Source organism: Veillonella faecalis (assembly GCF_024677885.1).
Taxonomy (GTDB): Bacteria; Bacillota; Negativicutes; order Veillonellales; family Veillonellaceae; genus Veillonella; species Veillonella nakazawae.
Map to the genome: position 1 here is coordinate 108,347 of NZ_JALBWL010000001.1, position 26,172 is coordinate 134,518.

The 26,172-nt window shown below is 39.9% G+C and carries 20 protein-coding genes; all 20 read left to right on the plus strand.

The features are described from left to right. The first annotated feature begins 3 nt into the window (after positions 1 to 3). A complete protein-coding gene (gene xdh / locus MOQ65_RS00515) occupies positions 4 to 2,553 on the plus strand; it encodes a selenium-dependent xanthine dehydrogenase (protein WP_257846344.1) in 2,550 nt (849 codons plus the stop codon). 149 nt (positions 2,554 to 2,702) lie between these two features. Beyond that, positions 2,703 to 4,088 (plus strand): nucleobase:cation symporter-2 family protein, encoded by a 1,386-nt coding sequence (locus MOQ65_RS00520; protein WP_060924007.1) that lies wholly within the window; start codon positions 2,703 to 2,705, stop codon positions 4,086 to 4,088. A 204-nt stretch (positions 4,089 to 4,292) separates the two neighbouring features. Continuing rightward, complete coding sequence (locus MOQ65_RS00525) at positions 4,293 to 5,483, plus strand: RuBisCO large subunit C-terminal-like domain-containing protein (protein WP_156719034.1); 1,191 nt, start codon at positions 4,293 to 4,295, stop codon at positions 5,481 to 5,483. Between the two features lie 106 nt (positions 5,484 to 5,589). After that, the gene (locus tag MOQ65_RS00530; protein WP_257846345.1) at positions 5,590 to 6,396 is read left to right on the plus strand and encodes an MBL fold metallo-hydrolase; all 807 of its coding nucleotides are present in this window, start codon (positions 5,590 to 5,592) and stop codon (positions 6,394 to 6,396) included. A 3-nt stretch (positions 6,397 to 6,399) separates the two neighbouring features. Then, positions 6,400 to 6,879 carry a 23S rRNA (pseudouridine(1915)-N(3))-methyltransferase RlmH gene (rlmH, locus tag MOQ65_RS00535; protein ID WP_257846346.1) on the plus strand — a complete coding sequence of 160 codons (480 nt, stop codon included), beginning with the start codon at positions 6,400 to 6,402 and terminating at the stop codon, positions 6,877 to 6,879. A 105-nt stretch (positions 6,880 to 6,984) separates the two neighbouring features. After that, positions 6,985 to 7,440 (plus strand): CBS domain-containing protein, encoded by a 456-nt coding sequence (locus MOQ65_RS00540; RefSeq protein WP_024065467.1) that lies wholly within the window; start codon positions 6,985 to 6,987, stop codon positions 7,438 to 7,440. A 163-nt stretch (positions 7,441 to 7,603) separates the two neighbouring features. Then, entirely contained in the window at positions 7,604 to 8,908 is a 1,305-nt protein-coding gene (tig, locus tag MOQ65_RS00545) for a trigger factor (RefSeq protein ID WP_105085923.1), read from the plus strand. A 36-nt stretch (positions 8,909 to 8,944) separates the two neighbouring features. Further along, positions 8,945 to 9,538, plus strand: a complete 594-nt coding sequence (gene clpP / locus MOQ65_RS00550; protein ID WP_005385987.1) for an ATP-dependent Clp endopeptidase proteolytic subunit ClpP — start codon at positions 8,945 to 8,947, stop codon at positions 9,536 to 9,538. A 12-nt stretch (positions 9,539 to 9,550) separates the two neighbouring features. Beyond that, positions 9,551 to 10,804 carry an ATP-dependent protease ATP-binding subunit ClpX gene (gene clpX / locus MOQ65_RS00555; RefSeq protein ID WP_105085922.1) on the plus strand — a complete coding sequence of 418 codons (1,254 nt, stop codon included), beginning with the start codon at positions 9,551 to 9,553 and terminating at the stop codon, positions 10,802 to 10,804. Between the two features lie 65 nt (positions 10,805 to 10,869). Next, positions 10,870 to 13,179, plus strand: a complete 2,310-nt coding sequence (lon, locus tag MOQ65_RS00560; RefSeq protein WP_105085921.1) for an endopeptidase La — start codon at positions 10,870 to 10,872, stop codon at positions 13,177 to 13,179. Then, a complete protein-coding gene (gene yihA, locus MOQ65_RS00565) occupies positions 13,179 to 13,877 on the plus strand; it encodes a ribosome biogenesis GTP-binding protein YihA/YsxC (RefSeq protein ID WP_105085920.1) in 699 nt (232 codons plus the stop codon). The genes lon and yihA overlap by 1 nt, the downstream gene beginning before the upstream one ends. Further along, positions 13,874 to 14,845, plus strand: coding sequence for a polyprenyl synthetase family protein (locus MOQ65_RS00570; RefSeq protein ID WP_119206540.1), 972 nt, complete (start codon positions 13,874 to 13,876; stop codon positions 14,843 to 14,845). Before yihA ends, MOQ65_RS00570 begins: the two co-directional genes overlap by 4 nt. A 1-nt stretch (position 14,846) precedes the next feature. Next, the gene (tatC, locus tag MOQ65_RS00575) at positions 14,847 to 15,737 is read left to right on the plus strand and encodes a twin-arginine translocase subunit TatC (RefSeq protein ID WP_257846347.1); all 891 of its coding nucleotides are present in this window, start codon (positions 14,847 to 14,849) and stop codon (positions 15,735 to 15,737) included. A gap of 21 nt (positions 15,738 to 15,758) precedes the next feature. After that, positions 15,759 to 18,416, plus strand: coding sequence for a valine--tRNA ligase (locus MOQ65_RS00580; RefSeq protein ID WP_257846348.1), 2,658 nt, complete (start codon positions 15,759 to 15,761; stop codon positions 18,414 to 18,416). A gap of 12 nt (positions 18,417 to 18,428) precedes the next feature. Then, the gene (locus MOQ65_RS00585) at positions 18,429 to 19,736 is read left to right on the plus strand and encodes a bifunctional folylpolyglutamate synthase/dihydrofolate synthase (RefSeq protein WP_257846349.1); all 1,308 of its coding nucleotides are present in this window, start codon (positions 18,429 to 18,431) and stop codon (positions 19,734 to 19,736) included. A 9-nt stretch (positions 19,737 to 19,745) separates the two neighbouring features. Continuing rightward, a complete protein-coding gene (locus tag MOQ65_RS00590) occupies positions 19,746 to 20,984 on the plus strand; it encodes an O-antigen ligase family protein (protein WP_257846350.1) in 1,239 nt (412 codons plus the stop codon). A 519-nt stretch (positions 20,985 to 21,503) separates the two neighbouring features. Beyond that, entirely contained in the window at positions 21,504 to 23,009 is a 1,506-nt protein-coding gene (gene scpC, locus MOQ65_RS00595; protein WP_039969068.1) for a succinyl-CoA:acetate CoA-transferase ScpC, read from the plus strand. Positions 23,010 to 23,037: 28 nt separating this feature from the next. Next, entirely contained in the window at positions 23,038 to 24,684 is a 1,647-nt protein-coding gene (locus tag MOQ65_RS00600) for an acyl-CoA mutase large subunit family protein (protein ID WP_005386006.1), read from the plus strand. Positions 24,685 to 24,712: 28 nt separating this feature from the next. Further along, complete coding sequence (locus tag MOQ65_RS00605) at positions 24,713 to 25,108, plus strand: cobalamin B12-binding domain-containing protein (RefSeq protein WP_060923999.1); 396 nt, start codon at positions 24,713 to 24,715, stop codon at positions 25,106 to 25,108. A 78-nt stretch (positions 25,109 to 25,186) separates the two neighbouring features. Further along, complete coding sequence (gene meaB, locus MOQ65_RS00610) at positions 25,187 to 26,125, plus strand: methylmalonyl Co-A mutase-associated GTPase MeaB (RefSeq protein ID WP_060923998.1); 939 nt, start codon at positions 25,187 to 25,189, stop codon at positions 26,123 to 26,125. Positions 26,126 to 26,172 lie beyond the last annotated feature (47 nt).

The window sequence follows — 26,172 nt, forward strand, 5'->3', positions numbered from 1 at the left end:
TATATGTACCGCTTTCAAGTGAATGGCACCCAACATGAGGTTCAAGAGGATCAGCGTTTAATTGATTTCTTGCGAGCTGATTTGAAATTAACTGGCACTAAAGAAGGTTGTAGTGCGGGTGCTTGTGGTACGTGTACAGTAATTATAGACGGAAAAAAAGCTAAGGCTTGTGTAAGCAAATTATCCCAATTGGATGGTAAATCAGTTGTAACGATTGAGGGCCTAACAGAACGGGAAAAAGCAGTATACACCTATGCTTTTGGTGAATGCGGAGCGGTGCAGTGTGGTTTCTGTATCCCAGGTATGATTATTAGTGCAAAAGTTTTGATTGATGAAAATAATGACCCTACACCTGATGATGTAAAAAAAGCTATTTTAGGCAACATTTGTCGTTGTACAGGCTATGTAAAAATTGAAGAAGGCATTATGCTGGCAGCAAAAATGTTCCGTGAGAACTTACCAGTTCCTGAAAAGGATACAACTGGTAATGTAGGTGCTCGTTTACACCGTGTAGATGCAGAGGAAAAAGCACTAGGTACTGGACAATACGCTGATGATATACATATGGATGGCATGATTTATGCTAAAGCATTGCGCTCTAAATATCCTCGCGCTAGAGTTGATCGCGTTGATGTTTCTAAAGCACTTGCACATCCTAAATGTGTAACGGCTTTAACTGCTAAAGATGTTCCATTCAATAAGACTGGTCACTTGGTACCAGACTGGGATGTGCTCATTGCAGAAGGCGATATCACTCGTTATGTCGGTGATGCTATTGCACTAGTAGCGACAACTGAGAAAAAATACTTAGATGAAGTTCTTGCTCTCGTTGAAGTTGATTATACTGAGTTAGAGCCTGTAGTAGACCCATTAGAAGCATTAAAACCAGATGCACCTCAATTACATCCAAGCGGAAATGTATTGACTCGTCAAACATTATCTCGTGGTGATGTAGATAAGGCTATTGCAGAGGCTGCATTTGTAGTAACAAATCACTATTCCACACCTCAAACAGATCATGCATTCATGGAACCTGAATGTGCTGTAGCATATCGTGAAGGCGATGTAATTCATTTGCATTCTGGTAGCCAAAACGTTTACGATGATCGCCATGAAGTGTCTCGTATGCTTGGCATCCCTGAGGAATCTGTACAAGTTCATAGCATGCTCGTAGGTGGCGGCTTTGGTGGTAAAGAGGACATGAGCGTACAGCATCATGCATCTCTTGTAGCTTGGCTTACAGGCAAACCAACTAAGGTTCTCTTCTCTCGTCAAGAAAGTCTTAATATTCATCCTAAACGCCATGCGATGGAAATGGATATTACTACTGCTTGTGACGCAGAAGGCAACTTGGTAGCAAGTAAGGTAAACATCGTATCTAACTGTGGTGCATATGCATCCTTAGGTGGTCCTGTACTTCAACGTGCAGGTACACACTCTTGTGGTCCTTACAAATTTGATAACTTTGCCTTTGATGGCGTTTGTGTTTACACAAATACTGTTCCTGGTGGTGCATTCCGCGGGTTCGGCGTAACACAAACTATCTTTGGTCAAGAACAAAATATTGATGAATTAGCAGCATTGGTAGGCATGGATCCTTGGGAGTTCCGTTATAAAAACGTTGTTCGCCCTGGTGACTCCTTACCAAATGGCCAAATTTGCTCCGAAGAAACTGCATTAGCAGAATGTTTGGAAGCAGTAAAAGATGCATACTACGCATCTGACCGTACAGGTCTTGCTGTATGCTTGAAAAACAGTGGTATCGGTGTAGGGTTACCTGATACTGGCCGCATTATCTTAGAAGTGCGTGACGGTGTGGTTCGCATCCGTACTGGCGCAGCTTGTATCGGTCAAGGTATGGCTACTATGGCTACTCAAGTTCTTTGTGAAACAACTGGTTTAACAGCTGACAAAGTATTTGTAGAACGCCCTGACACAGTACGTACACCAGACTCTGGTACAACTACTGCATCTCGTCAAACAGTATTCACTGGTGAAGCAACTCGCAAAGCAAGTCTTCGCTTGAAAGAAATGTTAGAAACTAAGTCATTAGAAGAACTGAATGGTGTAGAAATTTATGAAGAGTTCCTTGGTGAAACAGATCCATTCAACTCTGATAAACCACATCCAAAAAATCACGTTGCCTATGGTTACGGTGCTTGTGTAGCAACAATTGGTGAAGATAATAAAATTGCTGATTTACATGTAGCATACGACGTAGGTCGTGTAGTTAACCCACAATCTTGTGCTGGTCAAGCTGAAGGCGGCGCTATCATGGGTATGGGCTTTGCTGTAACAGAAGACTTCCCTTATAAAGATGGCTATGTAACAGCTAAATACGGCACTCTAGGTCTTCTTCGAGCGACACAATGTCCACCAATTCATGTAAGTTTGATTGAAAAGGGGACACCAGAACAATATGCATACGGCGCTAAAGGTATTGGTGAAATTTCCAGTATTCCAATTGCACCAGCTATTGCAAATGCGTATCGTCGTATTGACGGAGAACCACGTAGATCTTTGCCGATTCAACATACAGGTTATAAAAAATAGAATATTTGCTTAATGGGTAGGGGCCTAAGGCCCCTAGCCATCAAGGTTCCCACGTGAAGTCGATGAGATTTCTCTAAACTCTATCATGTACGATAGTATGACTATATAATTTTACTAGTAACTAAAACGTAAGATATGAGGTGATTCTTATGAGTAAAGCTATATCTGGCGTCGACCATGTAGATGGTATGCTGCCAATCCCGCAATTGTTTGCTTATGGCTTACAGCACGTACTAGCTATGTACGCAGGTGCAGTAGCGGTACCAATCATCATCGCACAAGCGATGAACTTACCTATTGAAGACTTAATTCGTTTGATTACGGCCGACTTGTTCACATGTGGTGTTGCTACATTGATTCAAACATTAGGCTTTGGTCCTATCGGTGGTCGTATTCCTCTTATTCAAGGTGTAACATTTGCTTCTGTAGGTCCAATGATTATGATTGGTCAGCAGCATGATATTACAACTATCTACGGTGCGATTATCGTAGCCGGTATCTTTACATTCCTTGTGGCTCCATTCTTTAGTCGTTTGATTCGTCTATTCCCACCTGTAGTAACAGGCACTATCATTACTATTATTGGTATCAACTTGATGCCAGTAGCAGTTAAATGGATGGGTGGCGGTGCAGGCAGTCCAAACTTTGGGGATCTGCTTAACATTGCTCTTGGTGTAGCTACATTTATTATTGTTATTATAACCTATCGATTTGGTAAAGGATTTATTGGTAATCTAGCAATCTTAGTAGGTCTTATCCTTGGTACAGCCCTTGCTATGCTTTGTGGTGTTACTGACTTCTCCGAAGTAGGTCGTTCTCAATGGGTATCCATTGTAACACCGTTCTATTTTGGTCTTCCAACCTTTGACTTTGCTTCTATGATTTCTATGATTATTGTAATGCTCGTAGTTATGGTTGAAACAACTGGTGACAGTATCGCAGTAGGCGAAATCGTTGATAAACCTATCGGTCAAAAAGAGTTGGCTGCAGTACTTCGTGCTGATGGCTTATCTACTTTAATCGGTGGTGTGCTTAACAGCTTCCCTTACACAGCGTTCGCTCAAAACGTTGGTCTTATCGCTGTAACACGCGTTAAGAGCCGCTTCGTTGTAGCAGCATCTGGTGTTATTCTTATTTTATTAGGTCTTTTCCCTAAATTAGCTGCTATCGTAGCTTGTATTCCAAATGCCGTTTTAGGCGGTGCAGGTATCGCAATGTTTGGTATGATCATTGCCAGCGGTATCCGTTCCCTTGGTAAAGTTAGCTTTGATGGTAACTACAACTTGATGTTAGTAGCGATTAGTATTGGTGTATCCATGATTCCTCTAGCTGCGCCTAACTTCTATGCACATTTCCCAGATTGGGCTCAAATTCTTTTGAAATCTGGTATCACAGCTGGTAGTATCATTGCCGTTCTTCTAAACGTTGTATTCAATGGCTTTGGTTACAAAACTGTTAACGAACCTAATCGTGCAATACGTAAATACCGTCACTTCACACGATTCAAAGGCTATCCTAAACATTTCTATCAATAATATATAGTTAGACGAGTTTATTCTCATACGATTACATGTATTGTCTTTCACAATAGAAACCTTGTTTGTATAGGTAAAACATCTATATACATGTTTTCGATTTTAAAAGGGCTCACTCTAGTTTTAGAGTGAGCCCTTTTTTGTGTGGAATCGTGTACTACTTTGGTATATAATTAAATAATATTATTACAAAGGAGAAGCATTATGAAAGACGAGCGATTTATAGTTACGTATCGAATAGAAGCAGGTTCATATGAAGAAGCAAAAGCAATTGCTTGGGCTGTTCAAGTAGAACAAACCATAGAGTTTCCTTATGAGTTTATTACTGATTCGTATATTAAAGAAAATATCACTGGTCGGTTAGAGAGCCTTGAGCCTATGGAACAAGGTTCTGCATATGTTAATGTTGGCGTTATGCCAAATGCTGTAATTGATGTATCTCGTTACTATGTGGCTCGTATTTCGTATCTTGTAGATACTACGGCATTAGAAGCGACACAATTTTTAAATGTTGTCTTTGGAAACTCGTCCTTACAACCTCATATTTGGGTGGTTGATGTAGAGTTATGTCCAACCCTTTATGATGTGTTTACAGGGCCTCAGTTTGGTTTACAAGGCATTCGTGACTTAGTGCACACACCGACACGACCTATGATTCAGGCGGTTGTAAAACCTATGGGAACACCTAATGAAGAGTTAGCTCGTATGTGTGGAGCTTATACACGTGGTGGGGCAGATGTTATTAAGGATGACCATGGTATCTCTAACCAGTCGTTCTCTCAATTTAAAGATCGGGTAAAGCGATGTGCTGCTATAGTGCGTGAAATGAATGATAAACACGGCAAACATACCTTATATGCAGCTAATGTGTCTGGCGATGGTACAGACGTAATAGAACGTGCTTATTTTGCTAAGGAAGCTGGCGCAACGGCCCTTATGGTGGCCTCAGGGCTCGTTGGGTTTGGTTGGCTACATAAACTAGCTAGTGATGAAAAATTACGATTGCCTATTATACACCATCCCGCTTATTCAGGTGGATTTGTAAGTCCTGGCACATCTGGTATAGCTGATTATCTACAATTAGGCTTGTTACCTCGTATTTTTGGGGCTGATATGCCAATCTTTGTATCCTATGGTGGACGTTTTACTTTCACAGAGGAGCAATGCAAGAGAATTTCGAATTATATTAAACAACCTATGGCATTGATGAAAGCGGCTTGCCCAGCTCCAGGTGGTGGTGTAACAGATGCTCGTCTTAATGAACTAGTTAAGTTATACGGTAATGATACAATGTTCCTCGTTGGGGGCGATATGTTCCGTAGAGGTCCGGATATCGAGTCTAATATGGCTTACTTTGTAGAGCGTTTGACTGACTTATCTGAAAGTAAGTCATGATAGTTTACGGTTATTTAACTTAATACAATAGTTATATCGAATAACTAAGTTACTGACTTTCACAAAAATATGTAAAGAATTATGATTAAGTATATGGAGTGTTTTGATGAGTGAATCCTCACCGTTGGAGGTCCATGTCCTTGCTAGTGGTAGCAAGGGCAATTGTACAGTAATAAAAAAAGGGAACTCCGTCATATTGCACGATGTAGGCATTAGCTGTCGGCGCATCGTAAATGGATTAAAAGAATTGCATATCGATATGGCACAGGTAGAGGGCATATTTATCAGTCATGAGCATAGTGATCATATTGCAGGACTGCAACAACTGTTGAAACGATTTGATATTCCTGTGTATACGAAACAGGGAACGTGGCGTGAAATACAAGATAAGCTCGTCGTACCAAAGAATCAATTAATTGAACTGACCAAAGGTAGTCTAACATTAGGGAATCTGATTGTAGAACCTTTTGCAGTGAGTCATGATGCAGCAGATCCAATTGGAATAAATGTATTTTCTGGAAACGACAAGGCTACAGTCGTGACCGATACGGGTATTATTTCTGATGATATATTACATAGAATCGATGATAGTACGTTGTTAGTGCTAGAGGCTAATTACGATCCTCATATGTTGCGTTTTGGACCATATCAACCATTTTTAAAACAACGGGTGGCCAGTGATGAAGGCCATTTAAGTAATGAAATGGCAGCTCAAGCCTTGCTTATGATGAAGAGACCTGACTTTATGCAAGTTATTTTAGCTCATCGCTCTGAAAATAATAATAATGCCGTCCTTGTTACTCAAACAATTGGAAAAATGCTCGTAGATGGTGGCGTACGTATTGGGCCGGAAATGAAATTACAACATGGTCAGCCTAATGAAATTGTGTCTATGCAATCAATAAAGAGGTAGAGTATGAGATTTTATGTAATTTGTATTGGCAAACTAAAGGATGCTTATTTACGTGATGGGGTAGCAGAATTCGTGAAGCGTATGCGACCATATGGCGGCATTACCATTACCGAACTAAATGAAAGTAAAATTGGAGATAAACCAAGTGATGCAGATCGTAAACAAGTCGTTGTAGAAGAGGGGGAACGATTATTAAAAAATGTTCCTAAGAATGCTTATACAGTGCTACTCGATGTGTACGGTAAAACGATGTCCTCGGAAGATTTGGCAAAGACCGTGGCAAAATTAGAGGTGGATGGCGTTAGTGATATGGCGTTCATCGTTGGCGGTGCTTTTGGCGTAAGTGATGAACTACGTAGGTCAGTAAATTATAAATTATCCTTTAGCCCAATGACCTTTACCCATCAAATGGTACGCTTATTACTAGTAGAACAAATTTATAGAGCCTCTAAGATTAATCGTAACGAACCATATCATTGGTAATAGACTAATAAATTATTTATATAATATTCTTATAAAAAAGGAGTTTTATTATGCTATGTCGAATAGTATAATAAAGCAAGATGTATTTGTAAGGAGGAATTCACTATGAAAATTCAAGAAGTAATGAATAAATACCCTGTTACTGTTGGCAAGGATGCGCCGATTTCTGATGTGGCTGACTTATTGGTAAAATATAATTTAACAGCTGTTTCCGTAGTGGATGACAACAATAAATTATTAGGTATTATTTCTGAAGGTGATTTGCTTTATAAAAAAGTTCGCCCTCATGTACCTCACTATGTAAATGTGTTGGGCGCTAGTATTTATTACAATGGCATTGGCGAATATAATGCACAATTCAAAAAATTGTTAGCATCTCACGTTCATGAGTTGATGACTGACGAAGTCATTACAACTACACCGGATAAAGATGTAGAGGAAATTGTATCTGTTATGCTTGATCAACATTTGAAAAATGTTCCTGTTGTAGATAAGGATTACCATTTGATTGGTATCTTGTCTCGTCGTGACATTATCAAATTGATTGCTAAAGATAACTAATTCGCATAATTATGTAGAACATAGAAAGACCACCCATTTCGGGGTGGTCTTTTAGTGTAAATTGAGAAGAATTGCATTGACTTTGCATTTATGTTATTATTAGGAGTGCATAATATACTACAGAAATTTGGGCGTATTGCCCTTCGAGGAGGACATATTTTAAATGAAAGCAACTGTAAATCCTGTTGATCAACACGTAGTAACGTTAACTATTGAAGTACCTGCAGCAGAAGTAGATAAAGGCATTAAGCAAGCTGTAAAACGCATTGCAAGTCAAGTAAACATTCCTGGCTTCCGTAAAGGTCATGCACCTCGCCGTATTTTGGAAATGAACTTCGGCAAAGACGCTATCATGGAAGAAGCATTCGAAGTATTGGCTAGCCAAAACTACAGTGCTGCACTTCGTGAAAACGATATCGTTCCTGTATCTGAACCAGAAATCGAACGCGAACAATTCGAAGAAGGTAAAGACTTGATTTTCAAAGCTACTGTAACTAAACGCCCTGAAGTTAAACTTGGCGACTACAAAGGCTTAGAAGCTGAAAAACAAGATGCTACAGTAACTGATGAACAAATCGAAGAACAATTGAACAACATCCGTGAACAACAAGCAAAAATGGTTGTTGCTGAAGAAGGCGCTACAATTCAAAAAGACGACTTCGCAGTAATCGACTTCGCTGGTTCCGTTGATGGCAAACCATTCGATGGTGGTGAAGGTAAATCCTACCCATTGCAAATCGGTTCTGGTAGCTTCATTCCTGGCTTCGAAGATCAATTGATCGGCGCTAAAGCTGGCGATGATGTAACTGTAAAAGTAACATTCCCTGAAGACTACTTCGTAGCAGAACTTGCTGGTAAAGAAGCAGAATTCAAAACTCATATTCATGATATCAAACGTAAAGAGTTGCCTGAATTGAACGACGAGTTCGCAAAAGAAGCAAGCTCTTACGAAACTATTGAAGAATTGAAAAAAGATCTTCGCGCTAAAATGGAAGAAGAAGCTTCCCGTCGCGCAATCGATACTTACAATGCTGACTTGATTCAAACAGCTGTTAAAAATGCTACTGTTGAAATTCCAGAAGTAATGATCGAAGATCGTGTAGAACAAATGATTCAAGAATTGGCTATGAACATGGAAGGCCGTGGCTTGAAACTTGATGACTACTTGAAATTCTCCAATAAAACTATCGAAGATTTACGTTCTGAATACAAAGATTCTGCAGCTGAAAACGTACGTGCTGATTTAGTATTAGACGCTATCGCAACTGCTGAAGGTATCGAAGTAACTCCAGATGATATGAACCGTGAAATCTTCATTATGGCTCAAAACTTTGGGGCAGATCCTAAAGAAGTTTGGGATATTATTGCAAAAGAAGGTCGTGTAGCTATGTTGGCAGGCTCTGTAGCTCGCAAAAAAGCAGCTCGATTCATTATTGATAATGCAAAAGGCGCTGAAGCGGCTAAATAATAGTTTGCTCAACTAGGTACATGAAAAGGTGAATATATGTATGTACCAATCGTAGTTGAACAAAGTGAACGCGGTGAGCGTTCCTATGATATTTACTCTCGCTTGTTAAAGGACCGCATTATCTTCCTAGGTGGACCTATTGATGATAATGTAGCAAATGCGGTTATTGCGCAAATGTTATTCCTAGAAGCAGAGGATCCTGATAAGGATATCCATTTGTACATTAATAGCCCCGGTGGTGTTGTAACTGCCGGCATGGCTATTTATGATACGATGCAATATATTAAACCAGATGTGTCTACCATTTGTGTAGGCTCTGCAGCAAGCATGGGGGCCGTGCTTTTAACAGCAGGTGCCAAGGGCAAACGTTATGCGTTGCCTCATGCACGCGTTATGATTCACCAACCATTAGGTGGTGTTCAAGGGCAAGCATCTGAAATTGAAATCCATGCCCGTGAGATTCTTCGTATGCGTGAAGAATTAAATGGTATCTTAGCTTCTCGCAGTGGACAAGATATTGAGGTTGTAGCGCGCGATACAGATCGCGATAACTTCATGAGTGCTCAGGATGCCGTTGAATACGGCTTAATTGATGAGGTGCTCACAAGAGAACCTGTAGAAAGCAAGTAATGGAGGCGCCCATTGGCAAAAGATAAAGACACTATGCGCTGCAGTTTTTGTGGACGCACAAGCGAAGAAGTCCGCAAATTAGTAGCGGGTCCTAACGTATATATTTGTGATGAATGCGTTGAAGTATGTGAACGTATTATTGCTGATGAGTTAGGTGACGTAGAGACGGACGACTTCAACTTAAAAGAATTGCCAACGCCGAGAGAAATTAAAGCTCATCTTGACGAATATGTTATTGGTCAAGATGATGCTAAAATCTCTTTAGCTGTGGCTGTATATAATCACTACAAACGTTTACAAACAGATAATGTAGTTGATGATGTAGAATTACAAAAGGCTAATGTTTTATTCATTGGTCCTACTGGTAGTGGTAAAACACTATTGGCTCAAACCTTAGCGAAAATGCTAGAAGTACCATTTGCTATTGCAGATGCTACAAGCTTAACTGAAGCTGGTTATGTAGGGGAAGATGTGGAAAATATCTTGCTCAAAATTATCCAAGCTGCAGATTATGATATAGCTCGGGCTGAACGTGGCATTATTTATATCGATGAAATTGATAAGATTGCACGTAAGTCTGAGAACCCTTCCATTACACGTGATGTGTCTGGTGAAGGCGTACAACAAGCATTACTTAAAATCTTAGAAGGTACCGTAGCTTCTGTTCCGCCTCAAGGTGGTAGAAAGCATCCAAATCAAGAAATGCTTCAAATTGACACTACAAATATTCTCTTTATTTGTGGTGGTGCATTTGATGGTATGGACAAGGTTATTACTAAGCGTACCGCTAAGAAAACCCTTGGTTTTGGTGCAGATGTACAACGTAAAGAAGAACGTAATATATCGGCTATCTTGAAGGATGTTGTACCTGAAGATTTATTGAAGTTTGGCTTAATCCCTGAGTTCATTGGTCGTTTGCCAGTAATGGTAACATTAGATCAATTGGATAGAGATGCATTGATCCAAATTTTGACAAAGCCTAAAAATGCATTAACAAAACAATATGAAAAAATTCTATCCCTTGATGGTGTAGAATTAACTTTCACTGAAGATGCATTAGAAGAAATCGCTGATGAAGCATTACAGCGAAAAACAGGTGCTCGTGGTTTGCGTGCTATCATTGAAAAGGTGATGAAACGCGTTATGTTTGAAGTTCCTTCCATGCCGGAAGTAACTAAGTGCATAGTTAATCGTGAATCCGTGTTGAGCACAGGTGAACCTATACTCAAAAATGAGGCAGACCAAGACATCCAGTTGAAATCGTAATTCGAAGAAACTCATTTCTGTGTAGGAATGAGTTTCTTTTCATAATATAAATACCTGGAGGAAGTATGAATTTACTCGAAATTGGGATTCCAACCGTACCCCTTAGAGGCATGGTTGTATACCCGAATATCGTGATTCACCTCGATATCGGTCGAGACAAATCCATTAAAGCGGTAGAAGCCGCAATGAACGAGGATCGCATTTTAGCAGTTGTCAGCCAAAAGGATGATGCTGTTGATTCGCCAACTGTTCATGACTTAGCCCAAATGGGTACATTAGTAAAAATTAAGCAAATGTTACGCTTGCCAGGTGGTATTGTACGTGTTCTTGTAGAGGGCATTACACGTATTCGCGTAATGAATATAACAAGTATGGATCCGTACTATGTAGGGGACTACGAGCGTGTAGCCTCCGAATTTGAAGACGATGTTGAGCTAGAAGCCTATCGTCGTTTAGTGCAATCTAAGTTTGGCGAATGGGCTGAAGAGGCCAAATCTGTTACCGATGAAGGCGTAACACGGGTTATGGAATTACGTGACCCTTGTGAATTAGCTGACCAAGTTGCGTTCTTGTTGCCTATTAATAATACTAAACGCCAAGAGTTACTTGAAGAGTTATCCGTAGCTCGTCGTTTAAATATGATCGTAGGCATCTTGAATATGGAATTACAAATTTCTGATTTGGAAAATTCTATTAATAATCAAGTTCGTCAATCTATGGAAAAAGCGCAAAAAGAATATTTCTTGCGTGAAAAAATCCGAGTTATCCACGATGAGTTGGGTGACAAAGGAGATCCAGAGGAAGAAGCAGAAGAGTTACGTGTTAAATTGAAAGCACTCAACCTTAGCGAAGATGTACATGAACGTATCGATAAAGAAATCTCTCGTTATAGTCGCATGCCTCAATTGATGCCAGAAGCAACTATTTTGCGCAATTACCTAGATTGGGTGTTAGCGTTACCTTGGAACGAATTGACTGAGGATCGCTTAGATATTAAAGAGGCTCATGATATGCTTGAGGCTGATCATTATGGCCTTGAAAAGGTTAAGAAACGCATCCTTGAATTCTTAGCTGTTCGTAAGTTAACTGGTAAGAATAGTGGTTCCATTCTTTGCTTAGTTGGACCACCAGGTGTTGGTAAAACATCCTTGGCTACGTCTATAGCTAAAGCAATGAACCGTAAGTTCATCCGTGCATCTTTAGGTGGTGTACGTGATGAAGCTGAAATTCGTGGCCATCGCCGTACGTATATTGGTGCATTGCCTGGTCGTATGATTCAAGGCCTCAAGAATGTAGGCACTAAGAACCCTGTATTCTTATTGGATGAAATTGATAAACTTGCATCTGATTATAAAGGCGATCCATCCTCTGCATTGTTAGAGGTATTGGACCCTGAACAAAATAGCACATTTAGTGATCACTTCATTGAAGTACCATTTGATTTCTCCGAAGTATTCTGGATTACAACGGCTAATGTTGCATCCAATATTCCAGGTCCATTGTTAGATCGTATGGAAATTATCGAATTATCTAGCTATATGGAACAAGAAAAATTAGAAATTGCTAAGCGCTATTTAGTACCTAAACAAATCAAGAAAAATGGCCTTGAAGATTACAAGGTTAAATTATCTGATGCAGTGTTGAAAAAGGTAGTTTCCGAATATACTCGTGAAGCGGGTGTTCGTACCTTAGAAAAAACGATTGCTAAGATTTGTCGTAAGATTGCTTATAAAGTCGTTGAAGAAGGTGGGGATGCACCGAAAGTAACGACAAAAAATCTTCCCGAATTCTTGGGTGCACCAATTTTTGTTGACCAAGAGCGCGAAAAGAAACCGCAAATTGGCTATGTAAATGGTCTAGCTTGGACTTCTGTAGGTGGCGTTGTATTGCCATGCGAAGCAACAACTATGAACGGTACAGGTAAACTTGCATTAACGGGTAGCTTAGGTAAGGTTATGCAAGAGTCTGGTCAAGCTGCAATGAGCTATATTCGCCACAATGCAAAAGCCTTAAAAATTGAAGATGATTTCTATAAGAAACTCGATATACACGTTCACTTGCCAGAAGGTGCAACACCTAAGGATGGCCCTTCCGCAGGTATTACGATGACATTGGCTATGGTATCTATTTTAACAAACCGTAAGGTTCGTTCTGATATTGCCATGACTGGTGAAATTACATTGCGTGGCCGTGTACTACCAATTGGCGGTTTAAAAGAAAAGTTATTAGCAGCCTTGTCTAATGGTATTAAAGAAGTATTGATTCCTAAAGGTAATGAAAAGGATATTGCAGAATTACCTGATATTGTAAAAGACGGTCTCATTATTACGCCAGTTAAGACAATGGATGAAGTATTAGCAAAGGCACTTGTGTAATGCAAAAAAAGAAAAAATCCACTAAACAAATGGGCCCAAAACCACAATATACACGAAAAGAACCGAAGGGGCCTCGTATTATAGCAGCAAAATATAATACTTCCTGTGTTAAGGCTGATCAATATCCTGAAGGGGATACTGTGGAAATAGCCTTCATCGGGCGCTCTAATGTGGGCAAATCTTCGTTGATTAACTCGTTGTGTAATTATCGTGGGTTGGCTCTCGTTAGTGGCCAACCAGGTAAGACTAAGACAATTAACTACTTTGATATTGAATCAAAAGAGGATATTTCTGAAACAGAGGAACGCAGATATAACTGGTTTCTCGTAGACCTTCCTGGTTATGGTTTTGCAAAGACAAATAAGGGAAACCGCAACTTGTGGTCTTCCTTTATTGCCGATTATATTTTACATTCTGAACGATTGATGTTGTTGTGCTTACTTATCGATGGCCGTCATCCAGAGATGCCTATCGATAAGGTGGCCTATGATTGGCTCGTTGAAGCTGGTGTACCATTACAAATTGTAGTTACTAAAGCTGACAAACTAACGGCTAAAGAGAAGTCTGCGAACTTGGCTAAAATTAAGGAAATGTATCCAACGAATACACCGCCTATTTTATATAGCTCCTTAAAACACACGGGACGTGAACTTTTACAACAACGCATCAATAAAGTTCTAGTAGGAGATGAAGCATGAGTCAAACCAATGAATTAGAGATTATGGAACGCATTGCTCTAGATTTAGAGGGTGTGGAAGAGTCTCTTGCATCATCTTTTAATACAGGTGCAGAAGACTTTAATGCACTGATTCGACCATTATCTGCTGCAGGTGGCAAGCGCTTGCGTGCGCAATTATGTTTATTGATTGCTAATGCAGGTACATCTGTAGAACGTCAGCGTATTAGAATTGCTGAAGCCGTAGAGATGCTTCATTTAGCGACTTTGATTCACGATGATGTGTTAGATCAAGCAGAGATTCGTCGAGGTGAAGAAACGATACATATGCATAAAGGAAATAAGGTAGCTATTCTTAGTGGTGATTACTTGTTTGCTAAAGCATTCCAAATTGTATCTGAAATGCCTAATATGAAATATTTGCAGATTTTTTCACATATCATTACTTGCCTTGTGGAAGGCGAGTTTATGCAGATGGAAGATGTGTATCGCATCGATCAAGGGATTGAACGGTATATGACTAAGACCCAAAAGAAAACAGCTGACTTTATGGAAGGCTGTATGGAACTTGGTGGCCTATTAGGGGGCTGGAGCGAATCTGAAATCGTTGAGTTGAAAAAATATGGTCATGCTCTGGGCATGGCATTCCAAATTACTGATGATATTATGGATTATCGTGAAACAACAGCGACGACTGGTAAACCCGTGGGGAATGATCTTCGCGAAGGTTTATTGACATATCCGTTGTTAAGTATCGTTAATGATGACAATAAAGATAAATTACTTGAGGATATTAAAGCCTTGAATAATGGCGGCGATGAGCAGGCTATTATCGACTATGTTATCGGTCAAGGCGGTATTGATAATACATTAGCTGTAGCTGATCAATATTGCAAAGATGCTTTGGCAGCACTCGATGCTGTCCGTGATTTCCCAGGCAAGGAATTCCTTGTGATGGCAGTAGAAAATTTAGCTGATAGAAAGGTATAATATGGAACCATTCGAACCAAAACCGGACTTCGAATATCCCATACAAAAACCTTCTTTTGATAGTGTAGTTCGTCAAAAACGTCGCGAAGCAGAGTTAAAGGCTGAGCAAGAACAGTATAAGGTGGCAAATCAACGCGTTCCTGAGGAACCGGAAGAAGAACCGATTTATACTGAAATGGAACAGAAAATGATGGACGAAGCTAGGGAACTATCCCTTGTGGGACATCTATCTGAATTGCGAAAGCGTCTAATTATAATGGCTGTTGCAGTTGTTATAGGAACTTGTATTTCTTATTATTATGTAGACTTTTTATTGGAAATACTCCTAAAACCAGCTGGTAAGCTCTATTATATGAAACCAACTGAAGCCTTCTTTACATATATGAAGGTGTCTATTGTAGGTGGTCTTATTATAGGGGCGCCTATTATATTGCATCAGATTTGGCTATTTGTTAAGCCAGCCCTTACTGTACGAGAAAAGCAGTTATCTAACTGGATCTTACCGGTTGCCATAGGTCTATTTGGCATAGGTATTGTATTTTCTTATTTTCTCGTGCTACCAGCAGCTGTTAAGTTCTTTATGGGCTTCGCTACAGACGAATTACAACCGCTATTTTCCATCGGCCAGTACATGGACTTTGTATTATCCTTTGTACTACCCTTTGGATTTATCTTTGAGTTGCCGTTGATTTTAATCATCTTGGGATATTTCAACTTAATTACATCGCGTTTTTTAAAAACGAAGCGAAAGATATTTATTCTTATATCCTTTATCATAGGTGCTGTCATTTCACCAACACCGGATATGTTCTCTCAAACGATGATTGCATTGCCTATGATATTGCTATATGAAACGAGCCTATTTGTATTGGCTAAGATTATGAAGCGCTAAGGAGTTTATTTAGGAGGAACGATGAAAACCTACGAAAATTTAACCACTTATAACCCCGGTGAAATAGAAGGGAAATGGTATTCTTATTGGGAAAACCAAGGATACTTTCACGAAGAAGTAGACACAAATAAAGAGCCATTTAGTATCGTGTTGCCGCCTCCTAATGTAACTGGTATGTTGCACATGGGCCATGCTTTAGATAATACATTGCAAGATATCCTTATTCGTTTCAAACGCATGCAAGGCTACAATGTATTGTGGATGCCAGGTACTGACCATGCTGGTATTGCTACACAAATTAAAGTAGAAGAAATGCTCGCTAAAGAAGAAGGCAAATCTCGCTATGATTTAGGCCGTGAAAAATTCGTAGAACGCGTATGGGAATGGAAAAAAGAATACGGTGATACTATCGTAAAACAAATCCGTAGCCTAGGCGCATCTTGTGACTGGTCTCGCGAACGCTTTACATTGGATGAAGGATACTATCATGCAGTGCGTGAAGTATTCGTAAGCCTTTATGAAAAAGGTTTAATCTATCGTGGTGAACGTATTATCAACTGGTGCCCTCGCTGTGCTACTGCTTTATCTGATGTTGAAGTTGAACATGAAGACGAACATGGCCACTTATGGCATATTAAATATCCTGTAAAGGGTGAAGATAATCGTTTTGTTGTTGTTGCTACAACTCGTCCAGAAACAATGTTTGGTGACGTGGCAGTAGCAGTAAATCCTGATGATGATCGTTATAAAGACCTCATCGGCAAAACATTGATTTTACCATTTGTTAATCGAGAAATTCCTGTAATTGCCGATGACTATGTAGATGCTAGCTTCGGTACAGGCTGCGTAAAAATTACGCCGGCTCATGACCCTAATGACTTTGAAATGGGCCAACGTCATAATTTGGAATCCATCGTTGTTATGAACAATGATGCCACAATGAATGAAGGTGCTGGCAAGTTCAATGGCATGACTCGTGAAGAAGCTCGTAAACAAGTAGTAGCAGAACTCAAAGAATTAGGCTTACTTGAAAAAATCGATGATCATGACCATGCAGTAGGTCATTGCTCTCGTTGTAATACAATTATCGAGCCAATGGTATCTAAACAATGGTTCGTAGATATGAAACCATTGGCAGAGCCAGCACTTAAGGTTGTTAAAGACCACGAAGTAGAGTTCGTTCCTGAACGTTTTACAAAAACATATGTGAACTGGCTTGAAAATATCCGCGATTGGACGATTTCTCGTCAATTATGGTGGGGCCATCGCATTCCTGCATGGTACTGTGATGATTGTGGTGAAACAATCGTTAGCCGTGAAGATATTACAGAATGTCCTCATTGCCACGGTCATGTTACACAAGATCCAGATGTTCTTGATACCTGGTTCAGTTCTGGCCTATGGCCATTTGCTACTATGGGGTGGCCTAAACAAACACCAGAACTTAAACAATGGTATCCAACAAGTGTTCTCGTAACTGGTTACGATATTATCTTCTTCTGGGTTGCTCGTATGATCTTCATGGCTCTTGAGTTTGAACATGAAATTCCATTTAAACATGTATTTATTCATGGTCTAGTTCGCGATAGCCAAGGCCGCAAAATGAGTAAATCCTTAGGCAATGGTATTAACCCTCTTGAGGTTATCGACCAATATGGTGCTGATGCATTGCGCTTTACTCTCGTAACTGGCAACACACCTGGTAACGATATGCGCTTCTATATGGAACGTGTTGAGGCTAACCGTAACTTTGCTAATAAGATTTGGAATGCATCTAAATTTGTATTGATGAATCTTACAAATTATGATGAAAGCTTCGTTCCAACAGCAGATGATTTGACATTGGCAGACCAATGGATTGTTCAAAAATACAATGAAACAGTACAAAGTGTAACGTCTAATCTCGATAAATTCGAGTTGGGTGAAGCTGCAAGTTCTGTATATGATTTCATTTGGAACACATACTGTGACTGGTATATTGAGTTAGCTAAACCTCGTTTATACAACGATGGTAATGAACGTGATCGTCGTACAGTTCAATATTTACTTGTAACAATCTTGCGTCAAATGCTTGAATTGTTACATCCATTTATGCCGTTCGTAACAGAACATATTTGGCAACATTTACCTCATGAAGGGGATAGCATCGTTGTTGCAAAATGGCCTGAAGCATTAAAGTTTGATAATCTTGAAGGTGCAGCACGTCAAATGGAAGTTATGATGGATGCCATCAAAGGTATTCGTAACATGCGTGCTGAAATGAATGTGCCTTTAGGTAAAAAAGCTGAGGTTATCGTAGCGCCAACAGATGAAGCATTAGCTCAAACTGTAGCAAATCATAGGGATTACTTTGTTACATTAGCTTGGGCTGAGAAGGTAACAATTCTTGGTGCCGATGATCCAAAACCAGAAAATGCAACTGTAACAGTTGTAAATGGTATGGAAGTATATCTCTTACTTAAAGACTTGATCGACGGTGAAAAAGAAAGAGAGCGTATTGCAAAGGAAAAAATCCAAATGGAAAAAGAAATTTCCCGTTTGGAAGGCAAATTGTCTAACCAAGGCTTCCTCGCAAAAGCTCCAGAAGCTGTAGTAGCAAAAGAAAAAGAAAAGTTAGAAGAATATAAACAAAAACAACAAGCGTTATTGGAACGTGAAGCGTTCCTTGAAACCTTATAATAGGAGGTTTATATGACATATCAAGAGGCCTTAGCCTATTTAGAACAGGCATCTTCATTCGGTATTAAGCCTGGCCTTGAACGAATTACAGCGCTTATGGAAGCCCTTGGGAATCCACAAGAGGACTATAAAATTGTTCATGTTACTGGGACGAATGGTAAGGGCTCGGTTACCTCATATATTTCCTACGCACTGTTTACAAGTGGATTACGGGTGGGGCGATTTACATCGCCTCACCTTCAATCCTATACGGAGCGAATTCAAATCAATGATGGAAATATTACAGAGGAAGCCTTTGGCGAATTAGTTAGCCGTGTAAAAGTGGCAGTTGATACTATCATTAGTAACGGCATAGAAGCACCAACGCAATTTGAAATCTTGACGGCTGCAGCCTTTTTGTTCTTCAAAGATCAAGCTGTAGACTATGCAGTGGTAGAAGTTGGCTTAGGTGGACTACTAGACTCCACAAATATCGTGACTCCAAAAGTATCTGTTATTACCAATGTAACAATCGATCATCAAGCATATTGTGGTGATACTGTTGAGGAAATTGCACGTCACAAGGCAGGGATTATTAAATCCAAAGTTCCTGTTGTAACGGCTGCACAGGATGCACCTCTTCGTATTATTGAAGAAGTGGCTAAAGAGAAGCATGCTAAAGTATATGCTTTCAATAAAGATTTTGGTATCGATAGCCGTAGTGCCGTAACAGGTGGTCAAATGATTACTGTGAGTACTAATGATGCCGCTCCTGCGATGCTCTTTACGACAATGGCCGGTATTCATCAATCTGTAAACCTCGCATGTGCATTGATGGCTGTACGTCTATTGATGAAAGAAGATAAGAGCATCAGTGAAGAAACGATGCGCGAAGGCTTTGCTCGGACTACGTGGGCAGGACGTTTTGAAGTTAAACGCGGCTTAGATCGCACCTTTATCTTTGACGGTGCACATAATGCGGCTGGAGCAGAATCCTTCAGTATGACCTATGCTGAGCTATTTAAGGACGCCCCAAAAACGATTGTGATGGCAATTCTTAAAGATAAAAATCAAGATGCTATTATTCGTGAAGTAGTTAAGGCAGGGGATACGGTTCTCGTAGTACCTGCACCAACAGATAGAACAGAAGTACCAGAGGTTTTGGTTGAAAAAATACGTCACATTGTTCCAAAAGCTGTAGCCCAAACAGCTGATTCTGTTGAAGACGCATTGGCTTTAGCCTACAAACATACAAAGAATGGTGATATTATCGCTGTTTGTGGTTCTTTATATATTTTAGGAGATGCTCGTCAGTGGTTTAACCATGAGATGAGTCACTAAGGTGAGCCTATGGAACTCTCACTTATTCCTAATCAGAAGAGAATTACGTTCTATATCGAGCGTCTAATTTATGGTGTGGTGGTTGCTATGCCATTACAACCTATGGTGGGGGATGTACTCCTGTGGCTAGCGATAGGACTTGCTTTATATGATTTGATATCTAGTAAATCACTAAGCTTACCAACGGGCTATTTATCGTGGTCTGTTATGATATTTGTAGTATGGACTGGAATATCTTCGCTGCTTTCAGAAAATTGGGATTGGTCACTTCAAAGTTGGTTTTATCAAATCGTGGCCAGTGGAGGTATGTATTATTTAGTTCGTACATACATTCAAACACCTAAACAGTGGAATTATTTTCTTCGTGCCTTATTAGGTACTGCTGTTCTAGTGTGTATCATAGGTGCTTATCAATATGTATTTGTTCCTAACATACATATAAAAGAGTGGGTAGATGCAGCACAGTTTCCAAAATTGATGCGTCGCATGTCGTCCACATTACAAAACCCTAATTTATTGGGCGCCTATCTATTGATGGTACTCAGCGTATGTATCAGCTATATCTTGGTATATATGAAAGAAAATCGTACTCGTGAAGTCGTTACGATGCTCGTTATAGGTATTATATTATTTTTAACGATGCTATTAACCTATTCTAGAGGTATTTGGATTAGCTTTGCGGCCATGATCCTCTACTGGGCTATCTTTGTAGAAAGAAGATTATTCTTATCCCTATTAGTAGTGCCAATTATCTTGTACTTTTATGATGGTGAAATCGCCTCGAGACTATGGTCCATATTCCAAGGCCATGATACGTCAGCTGATCTTCGATGGGCTTTGTGGGATAGTACTATGTATATCGTACGTGAAAACCCAATCTTTGGCATTGGGTGGAATACATTTTACTTAGTATATCCAGATTATAATTATTATATTCAAGGTCCCCACGTCTTGATGTATCATGCTCATAATTTGTATCTCAATATATTAGCTGAATCAGGTATCCCAGGATTGATATCATTCTTAGCAGTTATTATTGGTCATGTTATTACATCTATAAGACTTAAAGGGGATATATTCCGCCAAGCTGCACAAGTTGGTGTAGGTGCGTTAGCTATAGGTGTTTTATTTAGTGGCTTATCCGATTTTGAGCTATATAGTCATCAAGTAACCATCGTATTTTGGCAACTATTTGGCTGGGTAGGAGCTTTTGTAAAAGTTCAGTTATCTGCTGATAAATCTGCATAATTGTAATATCTTGTATAATTAGCATGTTTTATGGTAGATATATAATTTCATAATATGGTATAATTAATACATACCTTGGGTAGGTACGTATTAAGTAGTATAACCGGTTTTCTAATGTTAGACATAATTGAACATTATCGTTAGCATTTGAAAGCCGGTTTTTTGTATATCATTGTATCTTTATAGGGAGGTGTAAGGTCTAGTTCTTGTATATGAGATGTTGTTTTATATTGAAAAGGGTCTATATGTTGTATAGAGAGAGTTCGATTTAATTGAAAAACATCAATATATGCCATATATCGATGATTCCTGTGAGTTATAACGATGTGAATAAAACTTATGTGGAAATGTGAAAATCTATGCATTTTAATCATAATGCTAATCAAAGTGTGATAAAAAATACATTTTAGTCATATAAGTTGACAATGCATTGGATGTGGACTACGATGAAGTCGGTTTAAGGAACGACCAAGAGATCAAACTGTCGTTTATACAATGTTACTCTTAAAGGAGATGGTAATGGTGATAGACATCAAAGACCGCGTTAAATGTGCGGCCCTCCAAGGTAAAATTGTCACTGCTTATGATGCAGCTCTTTTGATTAACCCTAACGATAAAGTTGGTATTTCCGGCTTTACTCCATCTGGTTATGCAAAAGCAGTGCCATTGGCATTGGCAGAAAGAATGGAAAAAGAACCATTCAAAATTGATTTGTGGACAGGTGCTTCCGTAGGTGATGAAGCTGATGGCGCGTTAACTCGTGCTAACGGTATCAATCGTCGTTTCCCATATCAAACAAATGGGGATACACGTAAAGCCTTAAATAGCGGTGCTGTTAAATACATCGATATGCATTTAAGCACAATGGCACAAAATGTTCGCTATGGTTTCTTTGGCGATTTAGACGTAGCTATCGTAGAAGTTTGTCAAATCAACGAAGATGGCTCTTTAGTACCTACAACATCTGTTGGTAACTCTCCAACATTTGTTAGCCAAGCTAAAAAAGTTATCGTAGAAGTAAACGTATCCCAACCACTTTCCTTGGTAGGTATGCATGATATCTATGAACCACTCGATCCACCACATCGTAAACCAATTCCATTGGAAACACCTGGTGATCGTATTGGTACTGAAGCAATTCCTTGTGATCCAAGTAAAATTGTTGCAGTAGTACCTTGTGATGTTCCTGATACAACAAGACCTTTGGCACCTATCGATGATGATGCAAAAGCAATGAGTCAACACCTTATCAAATTCTTCGAACAAGAAATTGCAGAAGGTCGTTTACCTAAAAACTTGCTTCCATTACAATCTGGTGTAGGTTCCGTAGCGAATGCGGTAATCAGTGGTCTTGCTAAAGGCCCATTCACAGATTTGTCCATCTATACAGAAGTAATCCAAGATGGTATGTTCGACTTGATCGATGCTGGTAAAGTAACTGTATGTTCCGGTACTGCATTAAGTCCTTCTCCAGATGGGTTGAAACGTTTCTATGCGAATATTGATGAATATCGTAAAAAAATCATTCTTCGTCCGCAAGAAATTTCCAACAACCCTGGTATTGCTCGCCGTATTGGTGTCATTGCCATGAATACCGCTATCGAATTTGATATTTTTGGCAATGTAAACTCTACTCATATTATGGGTAGCAAAATGATGAATGGTGTTGGTGGTTCTGGTGACTTTGCACGTAGTGCATATCTCACTATTTTCTGCACTAACTCCGTTGCTAAAAATGGCGACATCAGTTCTATCGTTCCATATGTATCTCATGTGGATCACCCAGAACATGACACTATGATTTTCTGTACAGAACAAGGTGTTGCTGATTGCCGTGGTTTGAGCCCAGTGGAAAGAGCTCGTTTAATCATTGAAAAATGTGCTCACCCAGACTACAAACCTATGTTAACTGAATACCTAGAAAAAGCATTAGCTGCAACAAAGAATGCCCATACACCTATGTTGCTTGATGAAGCTCTTTCTTGGCATAAACGCTTCACAGAAACTGGAAGCATGAAAAAATAACCTGTTTTTTTAGGAGGATGATGAAAACATGGCTTACGAAAACTTAAAAGCCCAAATTGCTGAGTACAACAAACTTTGTGACGAAAAAAGTGCAAAAACTCCAGAACGTCAAAATTTAAAATACAACCGTGTATATACACCAGTTGATATCGAAGGTTTTGACTATGAACGTGATTTGGGTATGCCTGGCGAATTCCCTTACACTCGTGGCGTACAACCTACTATGTACCGTGGTCGTTTCTGGACAATGCGTATGTATGCAGGCTTCGCTACAGCAGAAGAATCTAACAAACGTTACCGCTACCTAATCGAGTCTGGTGCAACTGGTCTTTCCTGTGCATTCGACTTACCTACACAAATTGGTTACGACTCCGACGATGCAGTTGCAGAAGGCGAAGTTGGTAAAGTAGGTGTAGCGATTGACTCCTTGGCAGATATGGAAATCTTGTTCGACGGCATCGATCTTGGTAAAGTATCCACATCCATGACAATCAACGCTCCAGCATCCGTTTTGTTGGCAATGTACATCGCAGTAGCTGAAAAACAAGGCGTACCTTCCACAGAATTGAAAGGTACAATTCAAAATGATATTTTGAAAGAATACGCAGCTCGTGGTACTTACATTTTCCCACCAAAACCATCCATGCGTTTGATTACTAATATCTTCGAATATTGTTCTCAAAATGTTCCAAAATGGAACACAATCTCCATCTCCGGTTACCATATCCGTGAAGCAGGTTCCACAGCAGCTCAAGAAATCGCATTCACAATTGCTGATGGTATCGCATACGTAGAAGCAGCTTTGAAAGCTGGTCTTGATGTTGATACATTCGCTGGTCGTCTTTCCTTCTTCTGGAATGCTCATAACAACGTACTTGAAGAAGTTGCTAAATTCCGTGCATCCCGCCGTTTATGGGCAACAATCATGAAAGAACGTTTTGGTGCAAAAAAACCAAAATCCATGATGCTTCGTGTACATACTCAAACAGCTGGTTCCATGTTGACTGCACAACAAGTTGATAACAACATCGTTCGTGTTGCTCTTCAAACTGCAGCTGCTGTAATGGGCGGTACTCAATCCTTACATACAAACTCCCGTGACGAAGCGTTGGCTCTTCCTACAGAAGCATCTGTACAAGTAGCTCTTCGTACACAACAAATCGTGGCTTACGAATCTGGTTTGGCTGACGTAGTTGACCCATTGGGCGGTTCCTACTATGTAGAAGCTATGACTAACGCTATCTATGACGAAGCTATGGCATACATCAAGAAAATTGATGAAATGGGCGGCGCTGTAGTAGCAATCGAAAAAGGCTACATCCAAAAAGAAATTCAAGAATCCGCTTACAAATGGCAAATGGAAGTTGAATCTGGCTTGCGCACAATCGTTGGCGTAAACAAATTCCAAGTTGAAGAAGAAGCTCCAAAAGACTTACTTCGCGTAGATGCTTCCGTTGGTGTTAACCAATCCAAGAAAACTCAAGCAGTTCGCGCTAACCGCGATCAAGCAGCAGTTGATAAAGCATTAGCAGCTCTTAAAGCTGGTGCAGCTGATGAAAACGTTAACTTGATGCCATTAATTCTTGATGCAGTTAAAACATACGCTACTTTGGGTGAAATTTGTAATGTATTGCGCGAAGTATTCGGTGAATACGAAGCTCATTCCACATTATAATATCGGCTAATTTCGGAGGTAATTAATCATGGCAGAAAAACGTATTAGAGTAATCGTAGCAAAACCAGGTCTTGATGGTCATGACCGTGGTGCAAAAGTAGTAGCACGCGCACTTCGCGATGCTGGTTTCGAAGTAATCTACACTGGTCTTCGTCAAACTCCAGAACAAATCGTAGAAGCAGCTCTTTCTGAAGACGTTAATGTAGTTGCATTATCCCTTCTTTCTGGTGCTCATAACACATTGTTCCCTAAAATTGTTGAACTTTTGAAAGAAAAAGGCATGGGCGATGTACTAGTAATCGGTGGTGGCGTTATTCCTGACGCTGATATCCCTGGCTTGAAAAAAGCTGGCGTAGCAGCAGTATTCACACCTGGTACACCAACTGGCGATATCGTTAAATTCATCAACGAAAACGTTAAATAATTAATTGGGCAAGAGAGGGGTTCAACTGAATAGTTGTCTCCCCTCTATTCCCATATTTTAAGATAGGTGGTGAGGCGAGTGGATTTAGTTAAAGAACTTTTTGAAGGTTCCCGACTAGCCTTAGCACGGTCCATAACAGCTGTAGAAAACGAGTATGAAAATGCCATTGATATTATGAAGGCAATTTACCCTAAAACAGGGAATGCACGTATTCTCGGTATTACAGGGGCCCCTGGTGCTGGTAAAAGTACTTTGACTGATAAAGTTGTTAAACATTATCTAGATCAAGGTAAAAAAATCGGCATCGTTGCCATCGACCCAACAAGCCCATTCTCTGGTGGTGCTATCTTGGGGGACCGTATTCGAATGAATGATTTGACATTAAATGAAAATGTATTTATTCGAAGCATGGGCACGCGTGGTAGTCTTGGTGGTTTATCCAAAAAGACTGCGGACGTTGTAAAACTCATGGATGCCTTTGGCATGGATTTAGTAATCATTGAAACAGTAGGTGTAGGTCAATCCGAAGTAGATATCGTTAAAAATGCAGATACTACACTGGTTGTACTTGTTCCTGGCCTCGGTGATGATATCCAAGCTATCAAAGCAGGTATTCTTGAAATTGGCGATGTATTTGCTATCAATAAAGCTGACCGAGATGGTTGTGATCGTTTGAATGTAGAAATTGAAATGATGCTTGACCTAGACTCTCGTGAAGTAAAATGGCGCCCACCAATTAAGCGCACAATTGCTAGCAAGGACCAAGGCGTAGATGAACTCATCGACGCTTTAGATGAACATTTTGAGTATCTTGAAGATTCTGGTGAATTGGAATCTCGTCGGGCAGAACGTACTCGTGATGAAATCATCGCAATGATTAATGAACAAATTGGTCGTTATGTAGCTGATAAAATTGTTACAAGCGACGAATTTAATAGCCAAGTGGCAGCTGTTAACGAACGCGAAAGCGATCCATACACAGTTGTTAACGGCGTAATGACAAGCGTGCTAAAGTAGACGGCGACTACATAGCATTAGAGATTTAGCCTTGAAAAGGAGATAAT

Coding starts and splice junctions, on each gene's coding strand:
- xdh (WP_257846344.1), top strand. CDS start 4: ATGTACCGCTTTCAAGTGAATGGCACCCAACATGAGGTTCAAGAGGAT.
- MOQ65_RS00520 (WP_060924007.1), top strand. CDS start 2,703: ATGAGTAAAGCTATATCTGGCGTCGACCATGTAGATGGTATGCTGCCA.
- MOQ65_RS00525 (WP_156719034.1), top strand. CDS start 4,293: ATGAAAGACGAGCGATTTATAGTTACGTATCGAATAGAAGCAGGTTCA.
- MOQ65_RS00530 (WP_257846345.1), top strand. CDS start 5,590: ATGAGTGAATCCTCACCGTTGGAGGTCCATGTCCTTGCTAGTGGTAGC.
- rlmH (WP_257846346.1), top strand. CDS start 6,400: ATGAGATTTTATGTAATTTGTATTGGCAAACTAAAGGATGCTTATTTA.
- MOQ65_RS00540 (WP_024065467.1), top strand. CDS start 6,985: ATGAAAATTCAAGAAGTAATGAATAAATACCCTGTTACTGTTGGCAAG.
- tig (WP_105085923.1), top strand. CDS start 7,604: ATGAAAGCAACTGTAAATCCTGTTGATCAACACGTAGTAACGTTAACT.
- clpP (WP_005385987.1), top strand. CDS start 8,945: ATGTATGTACCAATCGTAGTTGAACAAAGTGAACGCGGTGAGCGTTCC.
- lon (WP_105085921.1), top strand. CDS start 10,870: ATGAATTTACTCGAAATTGGGATTCCAACCGTACCCCTTAGAGGCATG.
- yihA (WP_105085920.1), top strand. CDS start 13,179: ATGCAAAAAAAGAAAAAATCCACTAAACAAATGGGCCCAAAACCACAA.
- MOQ65_RS00570 (WP_119206540.1), top strand. CDS start 13,874: ATGAGTCAAACCAATGAATTAGAGATTATGGAACGCATTGCTCTAGAT.
- tatC (WP_257846347.1), top strand. CDS start 14,847: ATGGAACCATTCGAACCAAAACCGGACTTCGAATATCCCATACAAAAA.
- MOQ65_RS00580 (WP_257846348.1), top strand. CDS start 15,759: ATGAAAACCTACGAAAATTTAACCACTTATAACCCCGGTGAAATAGAA.
- MOQ65_RS00585 (WP_257846349.1), top strand. CDS start 18,429: ATGACATATCAAGAGGCCTTAGCCTATTTAGAACAGGCATCTTCATTC.
- MOQ65_RS00590 (WP_257846350.1), top strand. CDS start 19,746: ATGGAACTCTCACTTATTCCTAATCAGAAGAGAATTACGTTCTATATC.
- scpC (WP_039969068.1), top strand. CDS start 21,504: ATGGTGATAGACATCAAAGACCGCGTTAAATGTGCGGCCCTCCAAGGT.
- MOQ65_RS00600 (WP_005386006.1), top strand. CDS start 23,038: ATGGCTTACGAAAACTTAAAAGCCCAAATTGCTGAGTACAACAAACTT.
- MOQ65_RS00605 (WP_060923999.1), top strand. CDS start 24,713: ATGGCAGAAAAACGTATTAGAGTAATCGTAGCAAAACCAGGTCTTGAT.